Here is a 13,931-nt window from a genome sequence, read left to right on the forward strand (position 1 = left end):
TTTCTTATTTATCACTTTTAGTTTCACCAAACAACTCCAATTCCGCTCCAATCTCGTTCGATCTCCCGCTGTAAAAAGCTGTAGAATCTCTCGCATAGACACGGTATTCCGCGGTCACACTATTTTTCTGATGAGGGATCAGCTCTACACTTTGAAAATCAAACTCAATAGATTCGTCATTCATCAATCGTATGGGACGAATGCGGACATTTGTTTCTTCACCGTAATTATATACGGTAAATGTGCAAATAGTGGTCAGCTGCTTCACATCTTCAGAATATTGCACAGTCGAGCAGCTGCTGCCCTCCTTTGTGTAGTCTAACGAAGATATCCCCGATGCGAAATATTTCACGGTGAACATCACACCTTTGCTAACCGTAGGGGATGCCATCGCAAACAAAATACACCCGATAATCAGCCGTTTTGCTAGTTTTGGATGATCATAAGAGCGAGCTGCACCCCGAATTCCAACAATTAATAAAAGGATACCAAAAATAACAGGCGGATGCCAACTCCCACCATCCATTTGTACCCACGGCGATAGACCAAGAAAGAGAAAGATCTCATCTCCGAAGGAACGTCCTAAGTGATGCATGGATATCAAAACGATACCAACAAATGTCGCCCCCAAATAAATTGGCCCCGGCTTCACCAACATTCTCCCCTCCCTCTCTTTTGTTCGGGGTTCTCTCATGTATGGTCACGATGTAAAACTTCCCGCTCGTAGAGCTTCTTCATGAATACAATATTTGCAAAATGATGTCTGCTATGATCAGCAATATGCCATATCCCCCAGCGAATAGTGGCTTCATGCCCATTCTCGAAAGGCACTGTTTGATGAAGTTCATCATCATTGATACACTTGCATATTTCAAACAGCATCTCATGAACCAATGCATACTCACTAAGCAATACGGACAATGATATTCCCTTTATATGAGGTAACCTCCCTTTTTCATCATACATAGGGCCTAACTTCAGAATTGGATCTTCCGGAAAAGATAAGCCTTGCAAGCGGTAGACCCAATGAAGATCCACTACACACAAGTGGCGAATAATTTGCGAAATGCTATTATGTTCATTATGTTCCCCTGTATAATCGATTGATGCTTGGGTCAACCCTTCCACTTTCCTTACAATCTTTCCCCGATTATATTCGATCATGGCATACAACAGGCCTGTTGTATGAGACAAATCAAGGCGTGGTTGTAAATCATATGTACGATGCAATCGACTCAGCTCCCCTGTATCAGTCTTATTATCAGGCGGAATAGACAAATAACCCGGTCTCGTAACAAAGCCAGGTCATGATGTCCATATAAAGCGAACAGAATGTAACAATCAGTTTCACATCCCATAATTATACATACAAATCAACAGAGACGGAAGCATTCGTTATATTTCTTTGGCAACTGGTTGGGCAACATGTTGGGTAGATACCCGTTTCACCATCCATATCGAGAGCACGACAAACAGTACGCCGAAGGCAGCAAATGTCATTCTTGAACCAAAGTTCACGATAATCAGACCACAAATAAGCGGCCCGGCCGACATCCCAACATAGCGGATCAGATTGTACAAGCCTAATGCACTTGCTCTCTGTTCTTCGAACTCGCTGCTAATCATGGTTGAATAGAGAGGCGCAATCAACCCACCTGCTGTGCCGTACAAGAACAAACCAATTGACAGCCCTACTAAAGAGTACGATTCAGTCAGAGCAAATATAAGAATGCTGCATGCTGCCATTAGATTACTGTAGAGCAGTAAACGACGTTGATCGATTTTAGCTTGAATTGATTTGTATACCACAGTTCCCAGTATCATACTGACCGCCATAGGAAGGTAGAGCAAGCCGACAATCGTCAAGCTCATGTGATATTGATCGGTCAGAAGCGCAGGCAAATATACGATGAGTGCGAAGTACAGGAAGAAATACAAGAAGCTAATCATAAGAATTCCTTTCCCGACTTGGCTTCGTAACACAATACCATATTGAACGATCATCCTGCGAATATTTATGGAAGCTGACCGATTCCTCTGATCCTTCGGAAAGTATAATCCATTCCCAAGCAGCAATAATAGCGACACGCCAGTGAGGAACCAGAAGATGCCGGGATAATTATATTTCCCTCCTATCCATCCGCCAAGCACGGGGGCAACTGCGGGAGCAATTGACATTAGCATCTGATAAGTCCCCATTGCACTGCCCCGCTCCGCTCCTTGGTATAGCTTCCCAATGGTGGTAGCTGCAATTAACGGAATCGATGCTGCCCCTACAGCTTGCAATGCGCGAAATACGAGAAACCAAGTAAAATCCTTCGTCACTGCGCAGCCGATACTAGCAGCAATCGATATAGCAATGCTAGGCATTAATATAAACCTTGCTCCCTTCACATCAATGAGTGCCCCACATCCAATTTGCATGATCGCAACGATAAAAATGAAAATAGAGACCGATGCGTTCACCATCGATAGCGACACATGAAAGCTGTCTCGTAACAACGGAATAATCGGAGAATAGATGTTTTGCATCAGTGATGCGAAGAACGTGCTTAGACATACTACGTATAAAATTAGCTTAGAATTTGATTGCATTCGCTTTCCTCCTCATCAGAGCTCTGATATTGCTCATTTCGTAATTTAATGCTCGATTTATTGTTACATATGTAACGATATGGGTGTGAAAATGAAATTGACATCTAAAATGAGACCGCCAATATTGTTACGCTTGAAACAATAATCAAAGTTTACTACGATATCCCCGTATTTACAACCCTTATTCATCACAAAAAGAAAATCTGTATTGTTCTCATCCGTTCTTCATACATTCTTCAGCTTTTCATGCGGTTCGTCTATAGTTTTATGATTTACGATGAGTTCAAGTTCGTAAAAGAAAGGATGAGCGAAGATGAATCGAAAGCTCTCGGCATATATTCCCCTGCTGTGGCTATTAGCAATCCCGGTGCTTAACATCTGTTACGGGTTATTAAATCATGGGAATACGATCGTTCATGACCTATCGACTGATTTGGATCAGGAAATCCCTTTTATCCCTGCATTTATCATTCCCTACGTGATTTGGTATCCCTATATTTTCACCGTACTTGTGCTGTTCTTCAGGAAGCAAAGAAATGTGTACTATCGAACGCTGCTCTCCCTCTGTGCCGGACTGGTCATCTGTTATATGGTCTATGCAGTATATCAAACGACTGTACCACGTCCTGAAATAGGAGAGCCTGGATTGCTGACAGCTCTTGTACAGCTTGTGTATCAAACAGATGCGCCATTCAACTGCTTCCCAAGCATTCATGTCTTCACATCCTATCTCATGATTAAGGCTGTATCCGACCCAGATTCACAGCATCGCTTCCCCTATTTACGAGCCATTGTCCTCATCCTCTCATGGGCAATCATAATATCGACATTGTTTGTGAAGCAGCATGTATTTATGGATGTGGCGGCAGGGATTGTAGTTGCAGATTTGGTATACAATCTTATACGAAAATGGCTATCGTATCTTAACATCGTTCCCTAGCATACACAAATAGGGAGATCCCCGAGCACTTGTGCATGAGGAATCTCCCTTACCGCTTTCTTATTCAAAATAGAACCGCCTTCACCATCGCTAAAAATTCACGAATCATATTCGTTGGTTTCAGATGATTAGGGGAACTGCTTGATATTCCGTACGGCTCAAACCCAACCTTTCTGGCGAGCATCTTCGAGCGATACATGTGGAAATCACTTGTGACAATCATTAACTTGTTGCCTAATGCACCTTGTTCTCGAAGCAGACTCTGTGAATAGAGTAGATTCTCCTTCGTTGAGGTTGACTTCCGTTCAACAAGTATACGTTCCTTAGGTATTCCATTCTGTATTAAATAATCTTCCATTGCACTTGCTTCAGGTATATCTTCACCTGGCCCCTGACCTCCCGATACAATTACGGGAACTTGAGGGTTGGCTCGAATATAAGGCAAGCTTGCATCAAGTCTATCTTGCAGCGTTGTTGAGAGCTTCGTGCCTCTTAATCCTGAACCTAGAACAATTACATAATCGACTTGTGCCTGATTACGATCATCTGTCCCCATCTCGGATATAATGAGCGATTCCACTACAACGAATAGCATTAAACCTATGGACACACAGATCAAGAATAGATTCCGCAACCATTTATACTTTTGAAAGTCTATTTTACGCAACAGAATATACAGGAAGCTAAGCGAACACGCGAAGGCGACTTCGAAAGTTCTTCCATAAACGATAAACAATACAACACATAGCCCAATCAAACCAAGATCGACGAGCATTGACTTACGACTCCAGCTTTTCATCTTCACGCTCCTAATTCTCCGTATTCGCCAGGGTCAACCCACATTCAGGACATACGGTATCATCCATACTTACCCGTATGCCGCAGGCCGGACAACATTCAGTATCATGGCTTGGCTGAACAGAATCAGGGGTTTCTTGTACTTGCGTCTGGGTCTGTATCTTATCCTTATGCAGTTCAACCAACAAATCTCGAATTTCTTTGATATGTTGGGCCATCTTCGACTGTTCAATGGCAGATTGAATCAGATGGTACCAAATATATAAACCAATACCTGCAATAATGATAACGACAACAATCCCCATGCGCTACATTCCCCCCTGTTCTATTTGCAGAAAATAGAATGACACCTAGTCCTCATCTTACGCTAATCCAATATGGTGCATCACATGGTTAAGAGCCGATTTCCGACAAACTTGGTAATTGAATGATTTCTGAGAAACGCATCCGTAGTACTGAGCTGTTTTTCAAAAAGACGGCAACATCGTTGGCATCCCCTTCGATGATGATTACGGTTTCGGAGGAATAGCGATCCGTAGCTTTCACCAGAGACTCCGTTAATGCACGCACCTTGTCTGCATGTGTACGATTTCTATCTTGTGCAGGAAGCCGCAGCACAAGCATACCATTCTTCGCATGTTGAAGATTCGATATAACGTTACTGCTTATGGAACTTGGATCCTGATCCTCCATATTGTCTATTGATACAGGTACGATTTGCCCCCATGATAGAATGCCGCACTTCTTATACACCTGAGACAAGAGTTCAATTACCTGTACCCTAGCAGGCTCGATACCGCCCATAACTGCAAGACACATGGGAGGCATATCGACGTACAATCCTTTTGCCTTCCCTTCTTGATATTGTGACAACCGATGGACAAGTTGGCGTAGCGATTCTGCATATTCGCCAAGTACTCCACTGGATAGGAATTCATTCAAACTACCTTGTAAATCGAATCTTGCTTCCCCCGTTTGATCTGATTGTGCCTTAGAGTAGTTTGGATTTGCTGATAATGTTCGTCCCTGCAGCGATTCATCTGGCTGTTGAAATTTATCAGTTTGCTGGGATTCATCAGCATTCGATATCTCGCTACTCTTCATATTGGAATGCATTTCTGCTGTGTGATTGCCTGACTGCTCAGTATCGCTCAGCGATGTTGACTCCTTCCGCTTCTCTACTGATGGAGAAGTCGTCCGACTAGCGGATGGAACCTCAATGTTGAGCGCATACACACTTGTGAAATAAAGTCCTATTTCAATATGTTCCTCCAAGAAGCGGTGCATTTTCGCTGGCGCTCCCGTTAAAATGACGAGAATTTCATCATCTTCTTCAGTCTCATTTTCCAAACAACAAAATAACATATCTAGCGCTTCCCGCCCCTGTCCGGTTCGATCGTCTTCAAGCAGCTTGTAGGCATCTTGTATTACAAGTACGCCTCCGCGTGCCTGTTCAACAATATCGAGCGTAGACTGTGAGCGTCTTCGGCGGTACGGATCAATTAACTGTTTATAATTCACCTCAGTTACCGTTCGTTCAGACAAGTAGAACAGTTCGTGAAAGAGAGAAGAAATGAGATCAGCAGCCCTCATCTCCCAAGTACCCGGTTCCGTAGCGAATATCATATGAATTCTCGGATAATAAATGTCTTGTCCCAAATCATAGCGATTATTAAGCCTCTGGATTAGTCGAACGAGGCGCTGAATGTTCTGATGCATCGCATCAAGACCCGTTAACTCATGAAGCTCCTGCAAAAGGGCTTCTATATTTCGGTCCGCTTCAGCCTGTTCTTCTTCAGTCAAGTCCTCCTCATTGGAATACACCTCTTTGATAAGTGCAGTTACTCCATCTGGGGTTAAGAGCGCTTGCCGTCTATCACTTGCTGATGGCGGGCCAACAATTTGCGTCACCTCTAGCTGCTCCTGAATGAGCCGAGCTCTCTGTGCTCCTATATTTAATTTTGATTGAAGGAGAGCCGTTGACGCGTATCCAACTTCCGCTACAATTATGGCTGCATCTTCGAGCAATTCGTCCTCTTCATCACCATCCGCACTTTCTTCTTCCCCATCGTCCTCATATTCCTCTTCCTCGTTATCTTCGTAGTCTTCTTCATAGCTTGTCGCATCGGCAATCATTTTCTGCCTTTCCGCCTCGCGTTCTTTCTTATCGCTAAAATAACGGTATATAACATAGATGCTTGATACACTGCCAAATAATACACCCAATAATAGAGAGTATTCTGTCAGAAAGAAAATTGTCATCCAAACAATAAAAAATATGACCCATGGTAGATTCACACGTACACCCCATACTCTCTCTAATTTTTCCTTATCCTAATTCGAGTTGCGGTAATGCGATGATGAATTTTTGATACGGTCGAAGCTATATGTTCCGAATCCAAAAAAGGATCAATTATGCTCGCTGACTTCCATGGAACCATGATTGCCTATATTAGGCTAATTGAAGGATAGAGGGGCTCTATATGTTCCGCTTGATTTGATATCAGATCAATGATTTGCATGGAATTCCTATCAAGTACACTCGGTCTATACAACCTTACCCGTCAAAATCGCCTGTACTTCGATTTCAACGAGCAGGGCAGGATCAATTAGGGCCTTGACTTCTACCATGGTAGCTACCGGGCAAATGTCACGGAAAAATTCACCGTGAGCTCTGCCGATCTCTTCCCATTTGGTTATGTCTGTGACGAACATTCTTGTTCGAACAACATCGGACATGTTGGCCCCCACTTCGTGAAGCGCATCAGAAATTACCTGCAGAATATATGTAGTTTGAGCGTAAGCGTCATTTTCGCCGACCACTTTACCATCGCGCATCGCTGTTGTACCCGCAACCTCGACTTGATTGCCAACTCGTATCGCTCGGCAATAGCCTACCAACGGCTCCCAAGGCGATCCTGTAGTTACACGAACTCGCTCGGTCATTGTATCCCACTCCCTCTATATCATTCCAAAGTTAACATTAGAGCTTCTTATAATAAATAACAGTTGTGTGGTAGCTTCCATCTGCGGACTTGGCGAATTCCGGAATCCGTCCAGCTTCCACATACCCATTCGATTGGTACAACAAGTTGGAAGGATCTCCTTCTCTCGTATCAAGCACCAGCAGGCTTCGTTCTTCATGATGCGCGCAATCTTCCACAACTCGCAACAACCCCTTGGCAATTCCCATTCTGCGCTGGGAAGGGTGCACCATCAACTTCGCCATTTCCGCACGATGAAGAGCATTTGGCTTTTGAGCGAGATGAAGCTGGATTGTACCGCACACCTGATTATCAACTAGCGCAACCCACAGGCGCACCTCCGGCTGCAATACCGCTGCCCAATAATCGTCAGCCATCTTGCGATCCAGTGGAGGGAGGAATCCTATTGATGCACCATCATTCACGACGTCCAATAACAACGTTGATAGCCCTTGAAGCACTTCTCCATCCAACTGCTCTATCTCTTTAATTTGAACACGACTGTCCATAGACTTCCACTCCGTTCGTTGTCATAAATCTTAAGAACATGCTCCACAATTGCTTCCACAATACCTCTTGATATCTATTATTATCCACCCCAATAGAACCTGTCAAAGCAAGAAACGCTACAAAAATACCATTCTTTCTGCGAGTCCCTCCCTTTACTTCAACCGTTCCGGTAGGTATAATTCGAACCAATGTTCCATTGGTCAACCGATGAAGTCGCGCAAAGGAGGAGTAAGCAAGATGTCTGCAATCATGAGCCCCTACGATCTAATCGTCTATTTTGGCTCTGATCATGTATCTTTTCTCACGAACAAAGTAGATGCGGACAATCACAGCCATAACTATATTCAGATTACGATCGGCCTTGAAGAAGATGTAGCGATAACGGTAGACGGAGTCGCCTATCAAGCTTCCGGCTTAATCTTGCATTCTAACATCGTTCATGAACTGCAAGGCCATGGACAGTGGCAATGGTATATGCTCATCAACCCTGAATCTGCATTCGGTGAGCATCTGAAGAGAACCTACTTACAGCACTCACCGATTTATATTCTAACAAGCAATCAAATCGAGGAACTGCAGCAGCTTGCAATCCAGCATTTATTTTCGCTACAGCAAGCAATGGAATACGACCAGATTTGGAACAAGTGCAAGCACATATTGAAAATGACGAATGACAATCTGCCGCCTATTCTTGACGCACGAGTTCATCACATCATGCAAGCACTAGAGAGCATTTCTCTCCCTCAATTGACTGTAAAAACACTCAGTAAGAAAGTATTTCTGTCCGAGAGCAGACTATCTCATCTATTCAAAGACAAGATAGGCATATCACTCGCCAGCTATATCGTTCATCATAAATTAGAACACGCATTCCATGCTGTCTTTAGCGGAAAATCCATAACAGACGCAGCAATGGAAGCGGGCTTTAATAGCCCTTCCCACTTCTCTAAGACCGTTCGAGACAAACTTGGCATGACTGCTCGTACAATTGTTCAACATAGCAGATATTTGAAAGTATGAATTCCTCCTCTCCTTTATAGTTGAAGGGGAAGGAGGAATGACCATGACAACCTATTTAGAAGCAACGGCATTAGTTGATTATAACCATCCATCGATTCAGAAGCTTATCATAGAGCGATCCTGGAAAGAGGCTAAAGAGTACGATAAGATTCGTGATATATACGATTATGTGCGCAACCAGATCAAGTTCGGTTACAACCGTGGCGACGATATTCCCGCTTCGGAGGTATTAGCAGATGGATATGGCCAGTGCAATACGAAGAGCATCCTGCTAATGGCCTTGCTGCGTGGAGTCGGCATCCCTTGCCGCATTCACGGCTTCTATATCGATAAGAAAATGCAAAAAGGAGCATTGACTGGCATCATCTATACATTCGCTCCCCGCAATATCGTTCATGCCTGGACAGAAGTTCATTTCCAAGGCAAATGGCTCGCACTTGAAGGAGTCATTATCGATGATATGTACCTTCATCAAGTAAAAGATAGACTGTGCAGCTACAACGATGGTCATATCGGATACGGTATAGCAGTGAAAGACGTGAAGAACATCAACTTATGCTGGCGTGGCGACAGCACCTATATTCAGAACTTCTCGATTACGGAGGATTTAGGCTACTACGATAACCCAGATGAATTCTTCGCGGCATACAACAATACGAAGAGTCGGTTTAAGAAAGCCATGTTGAATCTGCTTCGCAAGCGGGTAAATCGACGCACCGACGCATTACGGGGAGGCAAACTATAATTAGCAACTATACCTGACCCCAAACATAAATAGCCTATCCCCAAAGAGAGTAGGCTTAGATGCAACCTCAACACCCGTGCCCGCATTGCTTCGGGATAGCAAGCAGTGCGGGCATTACGTCATCGATGATGCAACAAGATCTCACCATTACATTCTGCACGAAATCGCGCTTGGAATTGCTCGGCGAAGATCATCTTCTGATCGTAAATATCTTTGGACAATTCATAGTTCAGCGCTTCTCGCGAGCTAGCTACATACTCGGCATAGTTCTCACTATCCCACAATTGAATGGCGTCGAATACATTTTCTTCGTTATTCCCGCTGTATACGAATTTCAACCATATCTCCATGGAACCGAAATGATCCAGTATATCTGCATCCTGAACCAGCTTCATATAATAAGGCAATTCAGGAGAATCAGCTTGCTTCCGCGTATTATGGTGTCTGATAATTTCTGAAATACCTGCGTGTTCCTCTGCTGAACATGCGCCGTTCAGCAAGGTATGCACAAGTTCGGCTCCAGTAAGATGATGCGGCTCAATCCCTTTCGTTACGTCATGGAACAAGGCGCCCGCATAGATGATGTCATCCATTGTCGATTCGTTCGGAAAGAGACTCTTCCGCAAATGCATGGCTAGATTCGCCACACGTTGACCATGATAGTAAATGAATCCGCGTTCTCGACTGAGATGAGATTTTCGCTTGCTCATTGTCTTTCTTGCAATCTCTTTCACTTCATTCATATCCATAAGACCATCTCCCCCATTAACGACTACTCGCAATTCAAATCACTAACATCATACAGTCGAGATTAGTAGGCAATCTGGATGTATTGATACATCAGTCCAGTAACCACAGAGAGAATCAATGGCTCATTTTCCCATACTAGTCTATTATAGAATTGCCTTTCTCTCAACAGAAAAAGCCGTACATCACAAATCATGGATTCGTCGTACGGCTCATATGTACTTACAAGAATACAAGTATATATAGACGGAAGTATTACGTCTCATGCCCGTATTGAAGCAAGGTCGCAACCACGTCTCTACGTTCCCTGTAATTATCGTAAGCCTCCTCGGCTCTTGCTACCGGATACACATGGGTGATCAATTTCTTCATCGAAATGCGTCCATCAGCGAGCAGCCGTATGTAGGCTTCGAGATTTCTCCCCTCCGTCCAACGCACATGACCGATCGGGTAATCTCGATTCTCCTGCTCATATTGCTTGTCATACCGACCGGGTCCTCCTGCCCTTGAAATGAGAACTTGAGCCTCCTTCTGGAACATAAGCTCTCTGGAATAGTCCATCGACAGATCGCCAACAATGACCACCTTCCCCCGATCTCGAATCCATGTCAGCGCACTGTTCGTCACTGCCTCACCCGATCCACTCACACAGAGCAATACGGCATCTGCTCCCGCCTCTCCAACCACTTCAGACAATTCCAGTTCCATTAGCCTTTGATCCGCATACACTTGGTCTAACCCGTGGTGTCTGAGCATCTCTGCCCTGCGGGCGTCTGTATCCAGTGCAACCGTTCGATAGGCGGCAGCATGAGCGATCTGCGCGATCAAATTGCCTAATGTCCCGAGGCCGACGATGACGGCAGATTCCCCGAATCGTAAGTCAGCTACACGCAGCGCATGCACCGCAATAGCACCTAACCCCCCGAACGCGGCTTCCTTCGGATCTACCTTATCCGGCACAAGTGCGATCAAATTCGTGGGAACAGTCAGCCACTCCGCATGACATACGTACGGCGCTCCATAGCAGGCCACCCGCTGCCCAACCAAATCACAGCTCACACCATCCCCTACCTGCTCAACGATGCCAACTGCACTATATCCCAATAGGATCCGCGACTCCGATGAACAGTTCACCATACTCAGCTCCGTGCCCGGACTGATTGCTGAATATTCCGTTCGAATTCTGACATGTCCATACTCCAGTTTCTTGGGTTCCAATTCAGCAATGACAATTGTGCCGGATTGTGTCGCCACAGCCTTCACTTCAATCCCCCCAATCGTTAACCTGTCTGCCGTTTTCGATACTCACTAGGCGATATTCCGTAATATTTCTTAAATGTGGTAGCAAATGTTGACGCATTCAAATATCCTGTCTTTTCTCCGATCTCAGTTACCGAATATGAGGTATGCTTCAGCAGTTCTCTGGCATGGGCTAGTCGCACCTTGTTCAAGTAATCCACATAATTGATATCAAACGTTTTTTTGAAATAACTAGAGAAGTATTTCGGCGAGGTATGGAAGACTTCTGCAATATAATCCAAATACAAATTCTCCATATAATGAAGCTCGATATATTGTGCAATGTAAGCAGGATTCAATTTATTTGTCGGCTCACTCTTGCACTGCTTTGCCAAAAATGCAGCAACCTTAATAAGCGCCTGCTTCATCTCCGTATATCGATTCGCCCGTGAAATGCTTCGAAGAAAATCCCCTTCAAGCTTGCTCCATTCCGCCTGTTCCAGCGACGGATTGCCGATCATGCGGAACAAATCATAGAACATCGCTTGCGCCACGTGCACCATCTGATGCATATGAATATTCCGCTTGTTGTTCGCTTCGAATGTATCTTCTATGATTTGGACGGCATCTTCCAGCCTTCCGCATAGCACATAGTTGGAGAGCTTCTCCATTTTGTCCAGCGGATAGTACATATTATAGGTGTATCGTATCTGTTCTGCATCCATCACAGGTTCATCGTTGCTTACCGACCGATGTGACATCCCATGGCTTACATCTTGAAAAGCGCGTTTCCAATGTACCTCATCAGTGCTGTACATACTGCTTACACAAGCCCCTACTTCATAGCGGCTCAGCTCATTATTTCCTGCAGCAGCAATGTAAGCACGAAGCTGTTTGAATAGTGTACGCCTAGTTAAAGGCTGATCCAATCCAATCCACGCGACAAATTGCAGCTTATCGGCATGAAATAGAAGTGCCTCTATCGACTCTCGCTTCAATCCAGCAGCAATACGTGATTCCAGCTCATCGACATGGATACGCTCCTGTGACTCCGCTTCCTCCTTAGGCAGCAGCTGGATCAGAACCATCACAAATTGTTTCTTCACAGTGCTTTCTGGGAAGTATTTGCGGATAAGCTGCTCCGATTCACTTGGATCTGCATACTCATCAATCGCTCGAAGGAAGGCAGTTCTTCGATTTTCTACACGTACGACTTCAAGTTGCTCTCTGAGCTTACCGTTGTCTAATTGGAGCACACGAATAGCCTTATGAATATTGCGAATATCATTTCCTTTACTCGTTTCCATTCCCAGCTGCTGAATGATGTTACGGATGGGTCGGTATAAGTACATACTGAGCAAGTAAGATAAAGTGACAGCTCCAATTATGGCCGTGATCATGATCGTAAGATTCGCACTGCTTACGGAGTTGATGTTCTTAAACTTATAAGGAATTTTATTGATATACATAAATCCGTTGTACGTCGATTTGTAGAAATTGTACTCGAAATCCTTGCCCGTGATCGTCCCTTCCGAATTGAAATTAGAGGTTAACTGATTCCATACCTCTACCAAGTCAAAATCATCATTCGTGCTGAGTATCACATTGCGATTCGAATCAAGCACAATAAATGATGCACCAGGTATAATAGCAGTTTGGTCAACGAATTTCATCCACTTTTCGGCACTAATCAAAAACATGATATGTTTATCAGAAAGACGAAATTTATTGCCTCCCACCATAATCAGCAGTTTCTTTTCTTGCAATGTCGTACCGCTGTTCATGACCTTGTATGTATCGGCCGGAAAGACTTTCGATTCATGCGGCATGGACATAAAGCGCTTCCAATACGCTGCATTGTAGATGGAATGTACATATTTTTGCTCAAATAGCTCTCCTAAATCAGTCGTACCGTGCAAAGTTATTGCAAGATTCGAATTGTCATGAAATACAATAATATCTTCGATAAAATCAGCTTTGGAGACGAGTGCGGTAACATTTTTCTGTAAATCGTACACCTTCGCCATATCCAAGCTTCCATCACTATTTACAATGTTGTTATAGGGTAAGGAGTGAATGGAATGATTCATGCTGTCTAGGGACCTGAAGCTGTTATCGATCGATTGAATCATCGTTTTCACGACTAACGCATTATTTTGAGCTACTTCGTCATAGACTTCTGAGATGGAGTTCTTGTGTACAATATAGTTGGAGACAAACATGACCATGATCACGATTAACAAAGCCATGAAAATTTGAAGCAGGCCGACGTTCATCAATAATCTTTTCATCTCGCTCTTCCCCTTGTCATGTTCTCATACGCATGAAGCGATTCCAACTACATTCTACACCG

Annotated in this window: 14 protein-coding genes; 3 read left to right on the forward strand and 11 right to left on the reverse strand. The window is 44.1% G+C overall.

Going from position 1 to position 13,931, the window contains the following annotated elements; all coding sequences use genetic code 11:
* Positions 1-4: 4 nt before the first annotated feature.
* The 3 genes from BP95_RS0105130 to BP95_RS0105140 form a co-directional block, all read right to left on the reverse strand.
* Positions 5-658, reverse strand: coding sequence for a hypothetical protein (locus tag BP95_RS0105130; protein ID WP_028531571.1), 654 nt, complete (start codon positions 656-658; stop codon positions 5-7).
* Positions 659-690: 32 nt separating this feature from the next.
* Entirely contained in the window at positions 691-1,230 is a 540-nt protein-coding gene (locus BP95_RS0105135; RefSeq protein ID WP_036666763.1) for a DinB family protein, read from the reverse strand.
* Positions 1,231-1,395: 165 nt separating this feature from the next.
* Positions 1,396-2,595, reverse strand: coding sequence for an MFS transporter (locus BP95_RS0105140; protein ID WP_028531573.1), 1,200 nt, complete (start codon positions 2,593-2,595; stop codon positions 1,396-1,398).
* A 313-nt stretch (positions 2,596-2,908) separates the two neighbouring features.
* Between BP95_RS0105140 and BP95_RS29600 the strand changes: the two genes are divergently transcribed.
* On the forward strand, positions 2,909-3,535 hold the full coding sequence (locus tag BP95_RS29600; protein WP_036666691.1) for a phosphatase PAP2 family protein: 627 nt from the start codon (positions 2,909-2,911) through the stop codon (positions 3,533-3,535).
* 64 nt (positions 3,536-3,599) lie between these two features.
* Here the strand turns inward: BP95_RS29600 and BP95_RS0105150 are convergent, their stop codons facing one another.
* The 5 genes from BP95_RS0105150 to BP95_RS0105170 form a co-directional block, all read right to left on the reverse strand.
* Positions 3,600-4,334: a YdcF family protein gene (locus BP95_RS0105150; protein WP_028531574.1), complete on the reverse strand. Its 735-nt coding sequence runs from the start codon at positions 4,332-4,334 to the stop codon at positions 3,600-3,602.
* 10 nt (positions 4,335-4,344) lie between these two features.
* Complete coding sequence (locus BP95_RS0105155) at positions 4,345-4,638, reverse strand: hypothetical protein (protein ID WP_028531575.1); 294 nt, start codon at positions 4,636-4,638, stop codon at positions 4,345-4,347.
* A gap of 88 nt (positions 4,639-4,726) precedes the next feature.
* Entirely contained in the window at positions 4,727-6,631 is a 1,905-nt protein-coding gene (locus BP95_RS0105160; protein ID WP_021255153.1) for a DNA translocase FtsK, read from the reverse strand.
* Between the two features lie 249 nt (positions 6,632-6,880).
* Positions 6,881-7,279 carry a RidA family protein gene (locus tag BP95_RS0105165; RefSeq protein WP_021255154.1) on the reverse strand — a complete coding sequence of 133 codons (399 nt, stop codon included), beginning with the start codon at positions 7,277-7,279 and terminating at the stop codon, positions 6,881-6,883.
* Positions 7,280-7,316: 37 nt separating this feature from the next.
* Entirely contained in the window at positions 7,317-7,826 is a 510-nt protein-coding gene (locus tag BP95_RS0105170) for a GNAT family N-acetyltransferase (protein ID WP_028531576.1), read from the reverse strand.
* Between the two features lie 238 nt (positions 7,827-8,064).
* On the opposite strand from BP95_RS0105170, the gene BP95_RS0105175 reads away from it, so the two are divergent.
* Both BP95_RS0105175 and BP95_RS0105180 read left to right on the forward strand, forming a co-directional pair.
* Positions 8,065-8,847, forward strand: coding sequence for a helix-turn-helix domain-containing protein (locus BP95_RS0105175; protein WP_021255156.1), 783 nt, complete (start codon positions 8,065-8,067; stop codon positions 8,845-8,847).
* Positions 8,848-8,890: 43 nt separating this feature from the next.
* Positions 8,891-9,592: a transglutaminase-like domain-containing protein gene (locus tag BP95_RS0105180; RefSeq protein WP_028531577.1), complete on the forward strand. Its 702-nt coding sequence runs from the start codon at positions 8,891-8,893 to the stop codon at positions 9,590-9,592.
* A gap of 119 nt (positions 9,593-9,711) precedes the next feature.
* On the opposite strand, the gene BP95_RS0105185 is transcribed toward BP95_RS0105180, so the two are convergent.
* The 3 genes from BP95_RS0105185 to BP95_RS0105195 all read right to left on the reverse strand — a co-directional run bounded on the left by BP95_RS0105185 (position 9,712) and on the right by BP95_RS0105195 (position 13,869).
* Entirely contained in the window at positions 9,712-10,341 is a 630-nt protein-coding gene (locus BP95_RS0105185; RefSeq protein ID WP_028531578.1) for an HD domain-containing protein, read from the reverse strand.
* Between the two features lie 253 nt (positions 10,342-10,594).
* Positions 10,595-11,602, reverse strand: a complete 1,008-nt coding sequence (locus BP95_RS0105190) for a zinc-dependent alcohol dehydrogenase (protein ID WP_028531579.1) — start codon at positions 11,600-11,602, stop codon at positions 10,595-10,597.
* Positions 11,603-11,619: 17 nt separating this feature from the next.
* Positions 11,620-13,869 carry a helix-turn-helix domain-containing protein gene (locus BP95_RS0105195; RefSeq protein WP_021255160.1) on the reverse strand — a complete coding sequence of 750 codons (2,250 nt, stop codon included), beginning with the start codon at positions 13,867-13,869 and terminating at the stop codon, positions 11,620-11,622.
* Between the last annotated feature and the right edge of the window lie 62 nt (positions 13,870-13,931).

Source organism: Paenibacillus sp. UNC217MF (assembly GCF_000686865.1).
Lineage (GTDB): Bacteria > Bacillota > Bacilli > Paenibacillales > Paenibacillaceae > Paenibacillus_B > Paenibacillus_B suaedae.